Raw genomic sequence first — 14,305 nt, forward strand, 5'->3', positions numbered from 1 at the left:
CAACTGCGCCGGGGTGGGCAGTGCATCCGCGGCGGCGGCCAGGTCGGGGGCGAGGTCGTTGTGCATGGAGAAGCGGCGGGCCATCAAAAAGCGTGAGGTCTGCATCGTGCCCGCGCGCATGGTTTGAATAGAGTCCGATCTTTGCAAGCTCACGCGACAAGGATTGAAACTTTCATGGTGAAGAAGGCGCTGCTTGGGCAGGTGAGCGATGCCGAGATTCGGTTGCTGCGCGTGTTCCGCGCGGTGGTGGCCTGCGGCGGGCTGGCGGCGGCGGAGCTGGACCTCAACATCGGCCGCTCCACCATCAGCCGCCACCTGCGGGACCTGGAGGAGCGGCTTGGGCTGGTGCTGTGCCGGCGCGGGCGCGCGGGCTTCGCCCTCACGGCCGACGGGCAGCGGGTGCACGAGCGCGCGCTGGCGCTGCTGGACGCGCTGGACGCCTTTCGCGGCGAGGTGCGCGACATGCACACCGACCTGCACGGCACGCTGGAGCTTGGACTGTTCGACAAGACGGCCACCAACCCGGCCTGCCGCATTCCGCAGGCGCTGGGCGAGTTCCGCGCGGCGGCGCCGCAGGTTGGGCTGGACGTGCTGGTGGGCGGGCTCACGGAGATCGAGTCGCGCGTGCTGGACGGCCGCCTGCACGTGGGCGTGCTGCCGGACCATCGGCGCTCCGACAGCCTGGACTACGCGGACCTCTTCGGCGAAACCATGCTGCTGTATTGCGGGCGCGAGCACGCGCTGTTTGGCGCCGGCGAGGTCTCGGCGCAGCGGCTGCGCGCCTTCGACTACGCGGGCTTTGGCTTCCACTCGCCCAACATGGAGGCCACCCACCGCTTCGGCCTGCGGCGCACGGCCACGGTCAACGACCAGGAGGCCGTGGCCACGCTCATCCTCAGCGGCCGCTTCATAGGCTTCCTGCCTGCGCACTACGCCGCGGGCTTCGAGATGGCGGGGCAGATGCGGCACATCGCGCCGGGGTGCCGCTACGAGGTCCGCTTCGTGGCACTGACGCGCCGGGGCGATGCGCCCTCGCGCCTGGCGCAGGCATTTCTGGACGCCTTGGTGCGAGCGCATAGTCCCGCGCCCGGCTGAGCGGGGATGGCGCAGGTGCTGCCGGCGCTGGAGGGCTGCGCCTGCCTGCCGCTGGGCGCGCAAGTGCCGCTGGCCAGCGGGCCTTGCCTGGCCCGCGGGGCCCCGCGCTTCAGTCGAGCCGGATGTTGTTGGCCCGGATCAACTTGCCCCAGCGCTCGCGCTCGCTGCGCACGAAGCTGGACATCTGCTCGGCCGTGCCCGGCATGGGTTCCAGGCCGAGGGCCTCGAAACGCGCCTTCACCGTGCCGGAAGCCAAGGCGGCCTGCAGCGCCTGGCCCAGCCTGGCGGCCGCCTCCGCCGGGGTGCCTGAAGGCACGACCACGCCCTGCCACGCATACGCTTCGAAATCCTTGAGGCCTTGCTCGGCCAGCGTCGGCACGTCCGGCAACGACTTGATGCGCGCCGGGCTGGCCACGCCGATAGCGCGCAGCTTGCCGCCGGCAACGTACTGTTGTGCCGCCGCGGTGTCGATCATGCCCACGGGGATCTGTCCGCCCATGAGATCCTGCACCGCTGGTGCGGCGCCACGGTAAGGCACGTGCGTGAGGTTCAGGCCGCTTTGCTCGCGCAGCAGCTCGCCGGCCAGGTGATGCGGGCTGCCGGCGCCGGCGGAGGCATAGTTCACGCCCTGCGGCTGCGCCTTGGCCCAGGCCACGAACTCCTTCCAGTTCTTCACCGGCACGTTGGGCGCCACCACCACCAGCAACGGGAACCGGGCCAGCATGCCCACGGGCTTGAAGTCTTTTTCGGCGTCGTAGGGCAGCTTGGCGAAGAGCGCCGGATTGGCCGCCAGCGTGGCGAAGTCGGCCGTGAACATGAGGTTGCCGTAGTCCTTGGACTTGGCGGCGTAGTCGGCGGCGATGTTGGTGGCGGCGCCCGGCTTGTTGTTGACGACGATGGTGCGCCCAAGCGCCTTGCCCATCGGTTCGGCCACCGTGCGGGCCACCACGTCGGAGCCGCCGCCCGCCGCATAGCCCACCACCCACTCCAGCGGCTTGTCCTGCGCCGCAACCAGCAGCGGGGTGGCGGCAAGGGTTGCCAGCACAACTTGCGCGGCAAGGCGCCGGGAAAGAAGCGTCGAGCTCATCGTTTGTCTCCAGTTGGTTTTCCAGGAGGCCACCGCCAGGGGTGGCGCATTTCACACACGGGATGCCAGGCCGGCCACGCAGCCTGGCCGGCATTGGTTGGCGCTATGGATTCAATGGGCCAGGGCGCGCTGCTCCCGCAGCCTCACCAGGGCATCCAGCGCCTCGGTGCAAGGCACCGGCATGCCCAGCTCGCGTGCCGCGCGCAGCACGGCGCCGTTGATCGCGTCGATCTCGGTGGGCCGCCCGGCCAGCAGGTCCTGCAGCATCGAGGGCTTGTGGTGCACGTGGTGGTCCAGCGCGTGGTCCAGCGTCGCATGCAGCCCCGCTTCATCGACCTGCAGGCCGCGGGCCCTGGCGACCGTGAGCACTTCCGCCGCGATGCGATGGGCCAGCGAGCGGGCTTCGGCGCGCTCGCCCACCTGGCCCACGGTGCAGTCGCCCACGGCGCACACGGTGTTGAGCGCCGCGTTGAAGGCCACCTTCTGCCAGACGGCCGCCTGCGCGGACGGATCGACGGTGCTCGGCAAGCCCGCGCCGGTGAGCGCCTGCGCCAGGGACACCAGCCTGTCGCTGTGCTGGCCGTTGGCCATCGTCATCCGGACATGGCCCTCGCCATGCGAGTGCACATGCCCGGGGCCCACCATGTCCGCCGGCACGGTGGTCACGCCCACCGCGATTTGCGACAAGGGCACGAGCTCCGCCACCTTCTCGACGTTGCCCAGGCCGTTCTGCAGCGTGAGCACGAGCATGTCGTCGTGCAGGGCGCCGCGGGCCGCCTTCAAGGCGTCTGCCGTATGCAGCGTCTTCGTGAAGATGATGAGGCAGTCGGCCTTCATGCCGGCCGCTTCCGGCCGGGCGATGGACAGGCGCACGGCACGCCGGCCCCGGCCGTCGGTCTCCAGGGTCAGGCCCCGGGCCTGCACCTGCTCGATGTGCGCCGGGTTCACGTCCAGCAGCTCGACGGCATGGCCCTGCTCGGCCAGCAGGCCGCCAAACAGCGAGCCCATGGCCCCGGCGCCCAGCACGGTGATTCGCATCGTTGCGCTCCTTGCGGCAGACATCAGAACGGGTAGTGGCGGTCGGTGGTCTGCAGCGTGATCCAGCGCAGGTCCGTGAACGAGTCGATGCCGGCGCGACCACCGAAGTGGCCGTAGCCCGACTCCTTGACGCCGCCGAAGGGCATCTGCGCCTCGTCGTGCACGGTGGGCGCGTTGATGTGGCAGATGCCGGACTGGATGCGCCTGGCCACGTTCCAGGCGTTGGCGACGTCGCGGCTGAACACCGCGGCCGACAGGCCGAAGGGGTTGTCGTTGGCGCAGGCGATGGCCGCCTCGGTGCCCCGCACGCGCACGATGCCCTTGACCGGGCCGAAGCTCTCCTCGTGGTAGATCGCCATCGCGGGCGTCACGTGGTCCAGCAGCGTCGCGGGCATGAGCGTGCTGTCGGCCTTGCCGCCGCACAGCAGCTTCGCGCCCTTGGCCAGCGCGTCGTCGATGAGCGCGTTGCAGCGCTGGACCGTGCCCATGTCCACCACGGAGCCCAGCACCACCGGCCCCTGGCGCGGGTCGCCCAGCGGCAGGCTGCGGGCCTTGGCCGCGAGCTTTTCGACGAAGGCATCGGCAATGGATTCGTCCACGATGATGCGCTCGGTGGACATGCAGATCTGGCCCGAGTTGGCGAAGGCGCCGAAGGCCGCGCCATTGACCGCGGCGTCCAGGTCGGCGTCGGCCAGCACCAGGAAGGGTGCCTTGCCGCCAAGCTCCAGCACCGCGGGCTTCAAATGCTTGGCGCACAACGCCGCGATGATCTTGCCCACGCGCGTGGAACCGGTGAAGTTGACACGCCGCACGGCCGGGTGCGCCACCATGGCTTCGACCACGGCACCGGCATCGGCCGGTGCGTTGGTGACGAAGTTCACCACGCCCGGCGGCAGCCCCGCCTCCTGCAGCGCCTCGATGATCAGGCCGTGCGTGGCCGGCGACAGCTCCGAGCCCTTGAGCACCACGGTGTTGCCGCAGGCCAGCGGCGTGGCCACGGCACGCACGCCCAGGATCACCGGCGCGTTCCACGGCGCCAGCCCAAGCACCACGCCCGCGGGCTGGCGCACCGCCATGGCCAGGCTGCCGGGGACGTTGGACGGGATGATCTCGCCGGTGATCTGCGTGGTCAGCGAGGCGGCCTCCTGCAGCATGCCGGCCGCGACGTGCACGTTGAAGCCGGACCACAGGGCCGAGCCGCCGGTTTCAGCGGCCACGGCCTGCGCAAAGGCGTCGGCCTTGGCCTCCAGCGCCGCAGCGGCCTTGAGCAGCAGCGCGCGGCGCTCGCCCGGGCCCATCTCGGCCCAGGCCGGGAAGGCCTGCTGCGCGGCCTCGACCGCACGCACGGCGTCGGCCGGCGTGGCAGCCGGGGCGCGGGTGGCGACCTGGCCGTCCAGTGGATTGCGGCGCTCGAAGGTGGCGCCGCCCGTGGCGCCGACGCGCTCGCCGCCGATGAGCATGGAAATGGCATTCATGCGATGTCTCCGAAATGTTTGGTTGTCCAGTGACGCACCCGGTTCAGGCCACCACGAGCTCGATCAGGCAGGGGCCGCTGTGGTGCAGGGCCTGCTCCAGCGCCGCGGCCAGTTCCTGCGGCTGCTCGACGCGGTGCCCGGGCAAGCCGTGCCCCTTGGCCAACGCCACGAAGTCCAGGGCGGGCAGATCCGTCCCCGCGGGCTTGACGCCGGGCGCATAGCCGAACACCGGCGCGAAGTCCTGCAGCGCGGCGTAGCGGCGGTTGTTGAGGATCACGAAGGTGACGGGCACGCCCAGTTGTGCGGCGCTGTAGAGCGCCTGGATGGCATAGAGGCTGGACCCGTCGCCGATGAGCCCGATGACGCGGCCGGGCCGTCCCAAGCGCTGGCGGGCGAGTGCCACGCCCACGGCGGCGGGCATGCCGTGGCCCAGTCCGCCGCTGGCCATGGTGTAGAAGGTCTCGGCGCCGTCCATGGGCAGGCAGGCCTGCATCACGCCGCGCGAGCCCGGCGCCTCTTCCACGACCACGTCGTCGGCGTGGCGCACGGCATCCAGCGTCTGCAGCGCATAGGCCACCGACATGGGCATGCTGGGCTCCGCAGGGGCCACGGCCGCACGCGCCGCTGGCGCGCTGCGCGGCTGCGCCGGCCCGGGGCCCGCCAGCAGCGCATCGACGGCCAGGTGGATGCTGGACACCACGCTGTTGCCCGCGGGCGTCCAGGCGGCGGTCTGCGGGTCGTCCACGACCTGCCAGAGCTGGGCCCCATTCGGGACGTGGGGGCCCTCGCCTTCCACGTGGTAGATGAAGACCGGTGCGCCCAGCACCAGGATCAGGTCATGGCCCTCAAGGCTTTGCACGATGCGCTCGCGCATGGCGGGCAGGAAGCCGCGGAACAGGGCATGCCGCTCGGGGAAGCCGCAGCGCGCGCTCATGGGCGCGGCGTACACCGTGGCCTGGTGGCGCTCGGCCAGCTCGACCACGCGCTCCACCGCGGCGTCGCGGTCCACGCCGGCGCCGACGACGATGGCGGGCCGGCTGCTGTGGGTCAGCGCCTGCGCGACCTGGGCGATGGACGCCGGGTCCGGCGCGGTGGCGCGGCTCACGTGCCGCACCGCCACCCAGTCGGTCGGCCGCTCCCAGTCATCGGCCGGAATGGACAGGAAGACCGGGCCGCAAGGCGGCTGCATGGCCATCTGGTAGGCGCGCAGCAGCGCCAGCGGCACGTCCTCGGCGCGGGCGGGCTCGCAGGCCCACTTCACGTAGGGACGGGGCAGCTCGGTGGCCTGGGTGGCGGACAGGAAGGGGTCGAAGGGCAGGATGGAGCGCGCCTGCTGGCCCGCGGTCACGATCAGCGGCGTCTGGTTCTTGTACGCCGTGAAGATGTTGCCCATGGCGTGCCCCACGCCGGCGGCCGAGTGCAGGTTCACCATCGCCGCGTTGCGCGTGGCCTGGGCGTAGCCGTCGGCCATGCCCACCACCACCGATTCCTGCAGGCCGAGCACGTAGCGGAAGTCTTCGGGGAAGTCCCGGAACATGGCCAGCTCGGTCGAGCCGGGATTGCCGAACACGGTGTCGATGCCGAGGTCGCGCATCAGGCGCAAGAAGGCCTCGCGCACGGTGGGCCGGCGTGCTTGGGCCGGCCGGGGGGTGTCTTCAGGTCGCATGGGGTGCCCTTGGTGTCGGATGGGCACAGTTTGGGCACCGGGCAGGTATCCGCCAATAAAATGAACCTACTAAGCGTCATCCACCCAATCAATATGCGTGACCTGGACCTGAACCTGCTGCGCCTGTTCGACACCGTCTACAGGACGCGCAACATCAGCCGGGCGGCCGAGCAGCTTGGGCTGTCGCAGCCCGCCACCAGCCAGGCGCTGACGCGGCTGCGCCTGGCGGTAGGCGACCATCTCTTCGAGCGCACACCCGGCGGCGTGCGGCCGACGCAGCGTGCCGAGCGGCTGGCCCAATCGGTCCAGGCCGGGCTGGCCTTGCTGGAGGCCGGCCTGACCGACGAGGACGCCTTCGACCCGCTGGCCTCCTCGGCCGAGTTGCGGCTGCATCTGACGGACATCGGCGAAGCGAGGTTTCTGCCGGAGCTCATGGCCGAAATGCGCCGTGTAGCGCCGGGCATGCAGGTACAGGCCAGGACCTGGGCGCAAAGCGAGATCGCCCTGGCGCTGGACAACGGCGACATCCATTTCGCCATCGGCTTCCTGCCCGAGATCGGCAACACGGCCCGCACGGATCTGCTGACCGATCGCTACGTGCTGCTCATGCGGGCAGGCCACCCGCTTGCGGACCAGCTTGGGCGCAGGAGCCTGAACCTGCAGCAGCTTCAGCAGCTCGACCTGGTGGCCGTGCGCTCCCATGCCCAGACGCTGCGCATCCTGCACTCGCTGAACCTGGAGCGGCGCATCAGGCTGATGACGTCCACGTTCCTGGCCTTGCCGGCGATCGTGAGAGACACCGACCTGGCGGTGCTGATGCCGCGGGCGATCGCCTCGGGTTTCGAGCCGGCCGATCGCTTCCAGGTGCTGGACGCGCGGCTGCCCACGGACGATTTCACCGTCGCGCTGCACTGGAGCCGGCGGCACGAGCACCTGCCCATGCAGCGCTGGGCGCGCGAGCTGCTCGTCCGGCTGTTCCAGGCATCGAGCTAAGGCTGCGCCTCAAACCCGCCGCACCGACGGCAGCCGCCACCACGGCACGTGCGGGTGCAGGTGGTGCTCGTGGTGCCAGCCGAAGTGGTAGCAGGCCAGCAGCGAGGCCAGCCAGGGCCAGCGCAGCGAGCGGGCGCGGTGGTGGTCCGCGAACGCGTCCTCGCCATGGCGGTGCGGCAGCCAGGTGCCCACCGTGAACAGTTGCAGCGCCGACCCCAGGGCCGGCAGCGCCCAGAAGGTGACGAGGTTCAGCGCCTGGGCGCCCAGCGCGATGTAGGCCAGCAGCACCGCGGTGACGATGCCGAACTCCGTCCAGCGGAAATGCCGCGTGAAGAAGGCGTAGAGCCAGGGCGCGAAAGTGCGCGGGGCGGCGGCGTGGAAGTCGGGGTCGTCGGCGGTGCCGGGGGCCTCGTGGTGGCGCTGGTGCGAGGCCGCCAGGCGGCGGAAGTTGAATCCCGCGTACAGCGCCACGCAGAGCTGGCCGATCCAGGCGTTCACCCTGGGGCGCTGGGGCGCGAGCGAGCCGTGGATGGCGTCGTGCGCCACGATGAACAGCCCCGTGGACAGCCAGCTCTGCAGCGCCACCAGCAGCGGCACGCGCAGCGCGTCGATGGCGCTCCAGCGGTGGAAGAACACGCCCCAGACGTGCAGCGTAAGCCAGGCGGCGATGACGGCCGCTGCCAGCGCCAGCCCCACCCGGCGCTGGCGTGCGGGCGCAACCCGTTGCAGTTCGCTTGCGTGCGCCACGGTGGCGGTCTCCTTTGGGCTGGAGCCGCGAGTGTCCCGCAGGGCATGGTCCTCAGCCGTGCCAAGGGGCAAGGCGGCGCTGCGGCGGCTGGCAGACTGCCGGGCCATGCCGCGCCTACGCCTGCTCGTCGCCACCGTGCCCATGACCGGCCACGTGCGCCCAATGGCCGCGCTGGTGCAGGCGCTGTGCGCGCGGGGGCACGAGGTGGCGTGGCAGGCCGGGCGCAACTTCGAAAGCCTGGTGCGCACCAGCGGCGCCGGCTTCTTGCCCATGGCCGCGGACACGGACTGGGACGACGCCGACCTCGAAGCCGCCTTTCCCGCGCTGCGCGGGCGGCGGGGGCTGGCGCGCATCCGCGCGCACCTGGACGCGCTGTTCATCGAGCCCGCGCCGCGCCAGTGGCGGGCGCTGCAGGCGGCGTGCGACGACTTCCATCCGGACGCGCTGCTGGCCGACCAGGCGCACTTGGGCGCGGCGCTGCTGCACGAAACGCGCGGCCTGCCCTGGGCCACCTTGGGCATGAGCGCGCTGGGCCTGCCCAGCGAGGACACGGCGCCCTTCGGCTCGGCGCTGCCGCCTGCGCGCGGCGCGGCCAGCCGGCACCTGAACCGGCTGCTCAACGCGCTGGTGCTGCGCGGGCTGTTCGCCGGGACCAATGCCACGTGGCGCCGCGCCCGCGAGGCGGTGGGCCTGCCGGTGGGGCGCCAGATGTACTTCGAGGTGGCCTCGCCCCAGCTCTACCTGCAGCCCACCGTGCCGGGCTTCGAATACCCGCGCCGCGCGCTGCCGCCGCAGGTGCATTTCATTGGCCCGCTGTGGCCGCGCGACGCGGCGCAGGCGGCCGGACGGCCTGCGTGGTGGGCAGACGTGGAGGCGGCGCGCCGCCTGGGCCGGCCGGTGGTGCTGGTGACGCAGGGAACGCTGGCGACGCGCTTGAACGACCTTATCGCCCCCACGCTGCGTGCGCTGGCTGGCGAGGACGTGCTGGTGGTCGCCACCGCGGACCCCGCCGCCGTGGCGGTGGCGCTGGGCGGCGCGGTACCGCGCAACGCGCGGCTGGCGCCCTTCGTGCCCTACGGCGCGCTGCTGCCGCTGCTGTCGGCGGTGGTGACCAACGGCGGCTATGGCGGCGTGCAGCAGGCGCTGGTGCACGGGCTGCCGCTGGTGGTGGCCGGGGGCAGCGAGGAAAAGCCGGAGATCGCGGCGCGCGTGGCCTGGAGCGGCGCCGGGGTGGATTTGCGCACCGGGCGACCCTCGGCGCAGGCGGTGCGCGAAGCGGTGCGCCGGGTGCTGGTGGAGCCAGGGTTCAAGGCGCGGGCTGGGGCGCTGGCGGTGGAAATGGCGCGGTACGACGCAGCGGGGCTGGGAGCACGGCTGGTGGAGCGCTTGTCCGCGACGCGCGCGGTGGTGGCCGGTGCGTTGCCGGGAGACGGCTGAGCGCCTTTGCATCTGGATTTGAATGACCTCGTCCAGGCACGGTAGGTTCATTTTCAGGACTTGGCCGTGAGAAAAATGAGGCGGCCTTGGCCTGATTTTGGGCAAAGGCGCAAACCTGTCGCTCGGTGGCAAGCCAGGACAGGAATTTCGTGAATTCTTCCGCACGCATTTCCTTGGGATGGCGCTTGCTGTGGAAAAGAATGAAGCGCTTGGCCCAGGCGATGTAGGCGTCTTCAATGCGCGATGAATAGTGGCGCGGCCGGATTTCCTTGCGCAGGCGGTCGAGCAAGCGGGGCGGTTTAAGCTGATTTTCCTCAATGCCGGTGCCTGAATTTCCGTGGCAGGCGGTGGGCTCGGCAACGAAGGTTTCAGGCTTCGAGATCGCGGAGAGGGCATCGTCGGTGTCCATCGGCGGTTTTTTAAGCGCCTTAAGGCGCCGGCGACGGATCTGGAACGGAGGGGGAGTTGATCAACTCGTCGAGACAAGGTGCAAAGCGGGTGATTGCAACTTCGAGTTCTTTTAGACCGATCAAAATACAAATTTATTCTTAATGGTGTTTGAAAACGTTCTCGACAAGTAAAATACGATCTAACCAATCCGTTTGACCCGAATCGCCTCCGGCGAGCGGGTCAACTCAAACGTTAGACATTCATGTCCGCACTTTCGCCACTCGTTGCTACTGAATTTTGCAAGCTGTGCAATTGGGCTTACGAGTGCTGGCTTAATCATCGCGAACTTTTTGACGAGAACCCCCGCGCCAGCGAACTGCAGCAGTCACATGCTAGCCACGCGTTTGAGCGGCTGAGCATAATCAGCCACGAGTACGTCCTTCTTCAAATCGCCAAACTACACGACAACGCAGTCGTGGCAGGCCAAGTGACACTGAGTGTTGATTACGTTCTACGCTATGGCGGCTGGGATCCGGTAACACAAGATCAACTCAACGCCATCGCCGTGCAGATGGACCACTTCCAGAAAAATCTTCGCTCTGTTCGCAATCGTCTTCTTTCACACAACGACCTTTCAGCTGTTGTTTCTGGTTCCCCACTCGGGGACTTCCAGCCCGAAGATGACAACAAATATTTTGCTGCACTACAGGAGTTCGTGAATTTGGTCTACGACAGAACTATTGGGGGACCTTATCCATTCAACGATCTCGTGAAAAACGAAGTCGCTGATTTTCTTGCTCAACTTAAATGAACCAAGGATCTAATATGCCGTCAAGGCGCACCACCTCCGGCAGCCGCTCACCTTTACGTTAGACGAATGCCCAATCCGACAATCGCAAAAACCAGTCAATCCTTTTTAATAATTGACTAACATGACCAAAAGTCCCTACGACCATTTTCTTCAAAAAGCAAAAAAACTAGAGGAAAGTAGATTCTGGACGTGGCTTACGTCACGACGTGGAGAACCTGATTGGGATAGGGTTAAGCAAGGAGATTGGTTAGCACAAGACAAACTCAACCCAGACGAAATGGAAGCATTCTGCTTAAATTTGAGACTCCTCATTCAAGACCAAGACGGCTTTTCAATTAGAAAAATTAAACAACTTTCCGATCTATGGCCTGAGAAGTACAAAGAAAACAAAATTGCGATTCAGAAAACAGTTGATGAATTGAATACCAAATTAGATCAACCGAGTTTTGTCAATCCAAAAATCTCAGGAATAACAACCAATAAGGAATTATTTGATATCATCTTCTATGGAGGAATTGCTCACGCGAACCCTAGCAAGCGAGATGAATTCGACAGAATTACCCAATCTGGGCTCTTTTCTGTATTTGCCTTCCAAGCTTTCAGTAGCGTAATATTTCACTACCGGAACTGCATAGTTTCAATTGCTTATCAAGTTGCCACATATCTTGATGAAGAAGAAGCTAGAAGCAAAAAGGTCTAACCCATTCGTTCGAGCCAGATTGGCTTCGGAAATTGGCTTAACTCAAACGCTGGATAGAGCTGGCGCCGTGAGTCATTCACCACCTTATTCGGTAACAAAATTGACTTTCAGTCGATCGAGCTGCATGAAATATCTATTCATCGAGACGGCCCCACAATAACTCTCCGCTTCGACATTGCTAGGATACCTGCGCAACTGTCAAAGCGGTGACCCAAAACTGCTAATACCACTCAAATCACAATCCAAGCGATCTCTATCAGTGAGCTGGAGATTGCTGGCTGCATCGGATCCCTCACCACGTCCGAGCACAATGGCAAACACTATCTACTATTCAATAGCCCAACATGCAGACTCTATTGCAAGTTCGACTGATTATCGATCCAGCACATTAATTGCTACATAAAATCATCACCTGAATAGGACAACCATGGCCTACCCCAGCGTTACAGCAGTCCACCTGCCGGCCGCAGAACTCCAACGTCGGGACGCCATGAACAAGTGGAATCACATAATGCCAACATACGAGCTTTCACTTTATTCAAACGATCCGCAGAAATGACGCACGGTCTTGTAAACTTGGATCTCAAACCTCAGGTTATTCCGATGCGCGCACTGGAATTAAAAATCCCTCCTCTCCTGCTCACCGCAGTATTTCTCGCGCTCATCGTCGCCGTGAGCCATTGGATACCGGCCGCCGCGGTGACCTTTCCCCACCACCAAACTGCCGCCGCACTCTTTTCCATTGCAGGTCTCGCCCTGCTTTTCGGCGCCGCATTGCAATTCCGCATGCAGCGCACGACCCTGGACCCGAGAGTTCCCGACAAGGCCAGCCGCTTCGTGGCGCGCGGGCTCTTCCGCATCAGCCGCAATCCCATGTACCTCGGCATGGCACTGCTGCTGCTCGGCATCGCCTGCTGGTCGGCCAACGCGCTGGCCTATGCGCTGGTTATTGTTTTCTGCATCTACCTGACCGAATTTCAAATCAAACCCGAGGAGCGCGCCCTGCAGGCGCTCTTCGGCCAGGAATACCTGGCCTACAAGGCCCGGGTGCGGCGGTGGATCTGAGGCGAAACTCAAATACCGCGCCTTTTCCAGACGCTGATTTCCCAAGCGCGCCCGTCGCACGCCAATAACCCCTCCCCCGCGAGGTTGGTACGCGCTTGTGCGACGCTTGCCGCCTTGACAAGGCCTCGCCCCTGCGCGCCGGCAAAAGTCAATCGTCAACTACCCTGATTTAGGAGCCGACATGAACCTCCGCCTTCAAATGCTCGCTCCCGCTGCCGTGCTGGGCATCACGCTGGCATTGGGCAGCGGCGCCCAGGCCGCCACCGCGGACGACAGCCGGCTGCAGCAGCAGGTCGAGCAGGCGCTGCAGGCCGCCCAACTGCGCCACGCCGACGTGCACGCCGTGGTGGTGGACGGCAAGGTTCGCCTCCAAGGCTGGGTGGATGCGCCCAACGACGTGCTGCAGGCCATGCGCCTCACGGCGGCCGTGCCGGGGGTCGATGGCGTCACCAGCGACTTGCGCACCTGGCGTTCGAGCGAGCGCTACTACTGAGCCGCGGCCCCGGGCTGCGCCGCGGCGTCAGAACGCCGCGAAGGTGTAGTTCAGGCGCACGCGCACGGCCCGCTCGCTGGGCTTGGCCGAGCCGCCCAGCGCGGGCAGGTAGCTGTCCGCGGACGAGGAGGAGTACGACAGCGCCGGCGTGACGTAGGCGTTCTTGATGCCGAACAGCGAGAACTGCCAGCCCACGCCCACGGTGCGCACCGTCTCGCTGGCGCTGCCCGGCGCGTCCGCCTTCACCCGCCCAAGCTCCACGTGCACCCAGGGGCCCAGCGGCACCGTGTAGTTGGCGGCCAGCACGCTGCTCTTCCACAGGCCTTCGGCCCGCCCGCCGGCCAGGTTCACGTTGAGGTTGCCCGGCCCAACGGCCTTGCTCAGGCTCAGGGCCGCACCGCGCAGGTCCACGAAGCGGGCGTTGCCCGCCGCACCGCCGTCGCTCATGCGGCCGATTTCCGCGCCGGCCTTGAACAGCCAGCCGTTGGCGCTGTAGCTCAGCACGGGCCGCAACCCTTCGGCCTGGCCGGCCGCGAGGTTGTCGGCCTTGCCCGTATCGGCCAGGCCCAGCTCCAGGTTCAGGCCCTCGGCCAGCAAGGCATGCCCGGCCACGTGCACCACGTTGCCCGCTGAGCCGCCAAAGCGCCCGCGTATGAAATTGGCGCGGTACACGCCGCTGCCCGCGCGGTTGAGCACGGTGTCGCGGCCCTGCGGAAACAGGTCCACGGCTTCGAAACGGCCCAGCTTGAAGTCGAACTTCGCGTTGCCGGCCTGCACCCACATGTCGTCGGTGGCCGTGCCGCCGTCCTTCTTGGCCAGGAAGGTGGCCTTGCCGGCCAGGAAGGCGTCTCCCAGCGTCGTCCTGCCCATCAGGTTGAGCTCGACCCGCCCGCCCTGCGTGCCGCCCACGCCGTTGTTCTGCCGCGTGGTGTCGATCTCCACGTTGGCGTCGCCCCTGAACGCCACGGGCGGCGCACCGTCGCTGGAGCTCCAGCTTGGGCTCTGGCAGTACCCGCCCCCGGCGGTCAGCAGGCTGGTCGCGGCGAGCAGGGCTCGCGGAAAGGGGCGGTACGGCATGGCGCGGGTCTCCTTCACTTGGAATGGCTGGGCTTGCACAGGAAGCCGGTGCCGGTCTGTGGCCGGTACTCGGGTCAGTTACATTCAATCAAAGCGCTTTGGAATTCAGGCCAAACGGCGCGGATACGAAACCAAAAGACGTTGCTGTCAGGCGGGTCGGCGCCGGGCCGGCTTCAGCCCGGTGACACGCGCGGCGTCGCGGGGCGAATCGGCCCAACGCAGCGCTTTGG

Annotated in this window: 13 protein-coding genes and 2 pseudogenes; 8 read left to right on the top strand and 7 right to left on the bottom strand. The window is 66.9% G+C overall.

Going from position 1 to position 14,305, the window contains the following annotated elements:
* Positions 1-174: 174 nt before the first annotated feature.
* Positions 175-1,095 carry a LysR family transcriptional regulator gene (locus SM757_RS13210; RefSeq protein WP_322465823.1) on the top strand — a complete coding sequence of 307 codons (921 nt, stop codon included), beginning with the start codon at positions 175-177 and terminating at the stop codon, positions 1,093-1,095.
* A 109-nt stretch (positions 1,096-1,204) separates the two neighbouring features.
* On the opposite strand, the gene SM757_RS13215 is transcribed toward SM757_RS13210, so the two are convergent.
* The 4 genes from SM757_RS13215 to mdlC form a co-directional block, all read right to left on the bottom strand.
* Positions 1,205-2,182: a Bug family tripartite tricarboxylate transporter substrate binding protein gene (locus SM757_RS13215; protein ID WP_322465824.1), complete on the bottom strand. Its 978-nt coding sequence runs from the start codon at positions 2,180-2,182 to the stop codon at positions 1,205-1,207.
* Positions 2,183-2,293: 111 nt separating this feature from the next.
* Positions 2,294-3,220 carry a ketopantoate reductase family protein gene (locus SM757_RS13220; protein ID WP_322465825.1) on the bottom strand — a complete coding sequence of 309 codons (927 nt, stop codon included), beginning with the start codon at positions 3,218-3,220 and terminating at the stop codon, positions 2,294-2,296.
* Positions 3,221-3,243: 23 nt separating this feature from the next.
* On the bottom strand, positions 3,244-4,695 hold the full coding sequence (locus SM757_RS13225; RefSeq protein WP_322465826.1) for an aldehyde dehydrogenase: 1,452 nt from the start codon (positions 4,693-4,695) through the stop codon (positions 3,244-3,246).
* A gap of 43 nt (positions 4,696-4,738) precedes the next feature.
* Positions 4,739-6,361: a benzoylformate decarboxylase gene (mdlC, locus tag SM757_RS13230; protein WP_322465827.1), complete on the bottom strand. Its 1,623-nt coding sequence runs from the start codon at positions 6,359-6,361 to the stop codon at positions 4,739-4,741.
* A 93-nt stretch (positions 6,362-6,454) separates the two neighbouring features.
* Between mdlC and SM757_RS13235 the strand changes: the two genes are divergently transcribed.
* Entirely contained in the window at positions 6,455-7,354 is a 900-nt protein-coding gene (locus SM757_RS13235; RefSeq protein ID WP_322465828.1) for a LysR family transcriptional regulator, read from the top strand.
* A gap of 9 nt (positions 7,355-7,363) precedes the next feature.
* Here the strand turns inward: SM757_RS13235 and SM757_RS13240 are convergent, their stop codons facing one another.
* A complete protein-coding gene (locus SM757_RS13240) occupies positions 7,364-8,101 on the bottom strand; it encodes a fatty acid desaturase (protein WP_322465829.1) in 738 nt (245 codons plus the stop codon).
* Between the two features lie 106 nt (positions 8,102-8,207).
* On the opposite strand from SM757_RS13240, the gene SM757_RS13245 reads away from it, so the two are divergent.
* The gene (locus SM757_RS13245; RefSeq protein WP_322465830.1) at positions 8,208-9,539 is read left to right on the top strand and encodes a glycosyltransferase; all 1,332 of its coding nucleotides are present in this window, start codon (positions 8,208-8,210) and stop codon (positions 9,537-9,539) included.
* Positions 9,540-9,621: 82 nt separating this feature from the next.
* On the opposite strand, the pseudogene SM757_RS13250 reads toward SM757_RS13245, so the two are convergent.
* A pseudogene (locus SM757_RS13250) lies at positions 9,622-9,948 on the bottom strand (phage integrase N-terminal SAM-like domain-containing protein); the annotation flags it as partial.
* A 243-nt stretch (positions 9,949-10,191) separates the two neighbouring features.
* Here SM757_RS13250 and SM757_RS13255 point away from each other — a divergent pair.
* The 5 genes and pseudogenes from SM757_RS13255 (at position 10,192) to SM757_RS13270 (ending at position 12,998) form a co-directional block, all read left to right on the top strand.
* On the top strand, positions 10,192-10,740 hold the full coding sequence (locus tag SM757_RS13255) for an AbiU2 domain-containing protein (RefSeq protein ID WP_322465831.1): 549 nt from the start codon (positions 10,192-10,194) through the stop codon (positions 10,738-10,740).
* Between the two features lie 121 nt (positions 10,741-10,861).
* The gene (locus SM757_RS13260) at positions 10,862-11,440 is read left to right on the top strand and encodes a hypothetical protein (protein WP_322465832.1); all 579 of its coding nucleotides are present in this window, start codon (positions 10,862-10,864) and stop codon (positions 11,438-11,440) included.
* An 84-nt stretch (positions 11,441-11,524) separates the two neighbouring features.
* Positions 11,525-11,650 (top strand): annotated as a pseudogene (locus SM757_RS35560) (Imm50 family immunity protein); the annotation flags it as partial.
* A gap of 345 nt (positions 11,651-11,995) precedes the next feature.
* On the top strand, positions 11,996-12,505 hold the full coding sequence (locus tag SM757_RS13265; protein ID WP_322465833.1) for a methyltransferase family protein: 510 nt from the start codon (positions 11,996-11,998) through the stop codon (positions 12,503-12,505).
* 181 nt (positions 12,506-12,686) lie between these two features.
* Complete coding sequence (locus SM757_RS13270) at positions 12,687-12,998, top strand: BON domain-containing protein (RefSeq protein ID WP_084267757.1); 312 nt, start codon at positions 12,687-12,689, stop codon at positions 12,996-12,998.
* Between the two features lie 27 nt (positions 12,999-13,025).
* Here the strand turns inward: SM757_RS13270 and SM757_RS13275 are convergent, their stop codons facing one another.
* The gene (locus SM757_RS13275) at positions 13,026-14,075 is read right to left on the bottom strand and encodes a carbohydrate porin (RefSeq protein ID WP_322465834.1); all 1,050 of its coding nucleotides are present in this window, start codon (positions 14,073-14,075) and stop codon (positions 13,026-13,028) included.
* Positions 14,076-14,305: the final 230 nt, after the last annotated feature.

Origin of the sequence: Azohydromonas lata (assembly GCF_034427735.1) — a bacterium.
GTDB classification, from domain to species: Bacteria; Pseudomonadota; Gammaproteobacteria; order Burkholderiales; family Burkholderiaceae_C; genus Azohydromonas; species Azohydromonas lata.

Coding starts and splice junctions, on each gene's coding strand:
- SM757_RS13275 (WP_322465834.1), bottom strand. CDS start 14,075: ATGCCGTACCGCCCCTTTCCGCGAGCCCTGCTCGCCGCGACCAGCCTG.
- SM757_RS13270 (WP_084267757.1), top strand. CDS start 12,687: ATGAACCTCCGCCTTCAAATGCTCGCTCCCGCTGCCGTGCTGGGCATC.
- SM757_RS13215 (WP_322465824.1), bottom strand. CDS start 2,182: ATGAGCTCGACGCTTCTTTCCCGGCGCCTTGCCGCGCAAGTTGTGCTG.
- SM757_RS13210 (WP_322465823.1), top strand. CDS start 175: ATGGTGAAGAAGGCGCTGCTTGGGCAGGTGAGCGATGCCGAGATTCGG.
- SM757_RS13265 (WP_322465833.1), top strand. CDS start 11,996: ATGACGCACGGTCTTGTAAACTTGGATCTCAAACCTCAGGTTATTCCG.
- SM757_RS13245 (WP_322465830.1), top strand. CDS start 8,208: ATGCCGCGCCTACGCCTGCTCGTCGCCACCGTGCCCATGACCGGCCAC.
- SM757_RS13260 (WP_322465832.1), top strand. CDS start 10,862: ATGACCAAAAGTCCCTACGACCATTTTCTTCAAAAAGCAAAAAAACTA.
- SM757_RS13235 (WP_322465828.1), top strand. CDS start 6,455: ATGCGTGACCTGGACCTGAACCTGCTGCGCCTGTTCGACACCGTCTAC.
- SM757_RS13255 (WP_322465831.1), top strand. CDS start 10,192: ATGTCCGCACTTTCGCCACTCGTTGCTACTGAATTTTGCAAGCTGTGC.
- SM757_RS13225 (WP_322465826.1), bottom strand. CDS start 4,695: ATGAATGCCATTTCCATGCTCATCGGCGGCGAGCGCGTCGGCGCCACG.
- SM757_RS13220 (WP_322465825.1), bottom strand. CDS start 3,220: ATGCGAATCACCGTGCTGGGCGCCGGGGCCATGGGCTCGCTGTTTGGC.
- mdlC (WP_322465827.1), bottom strand. CDS start 6,361: ATGCGACCTGAAGACACCCCCCGGCCGGCCCAAGCACGCCGGCCCACC.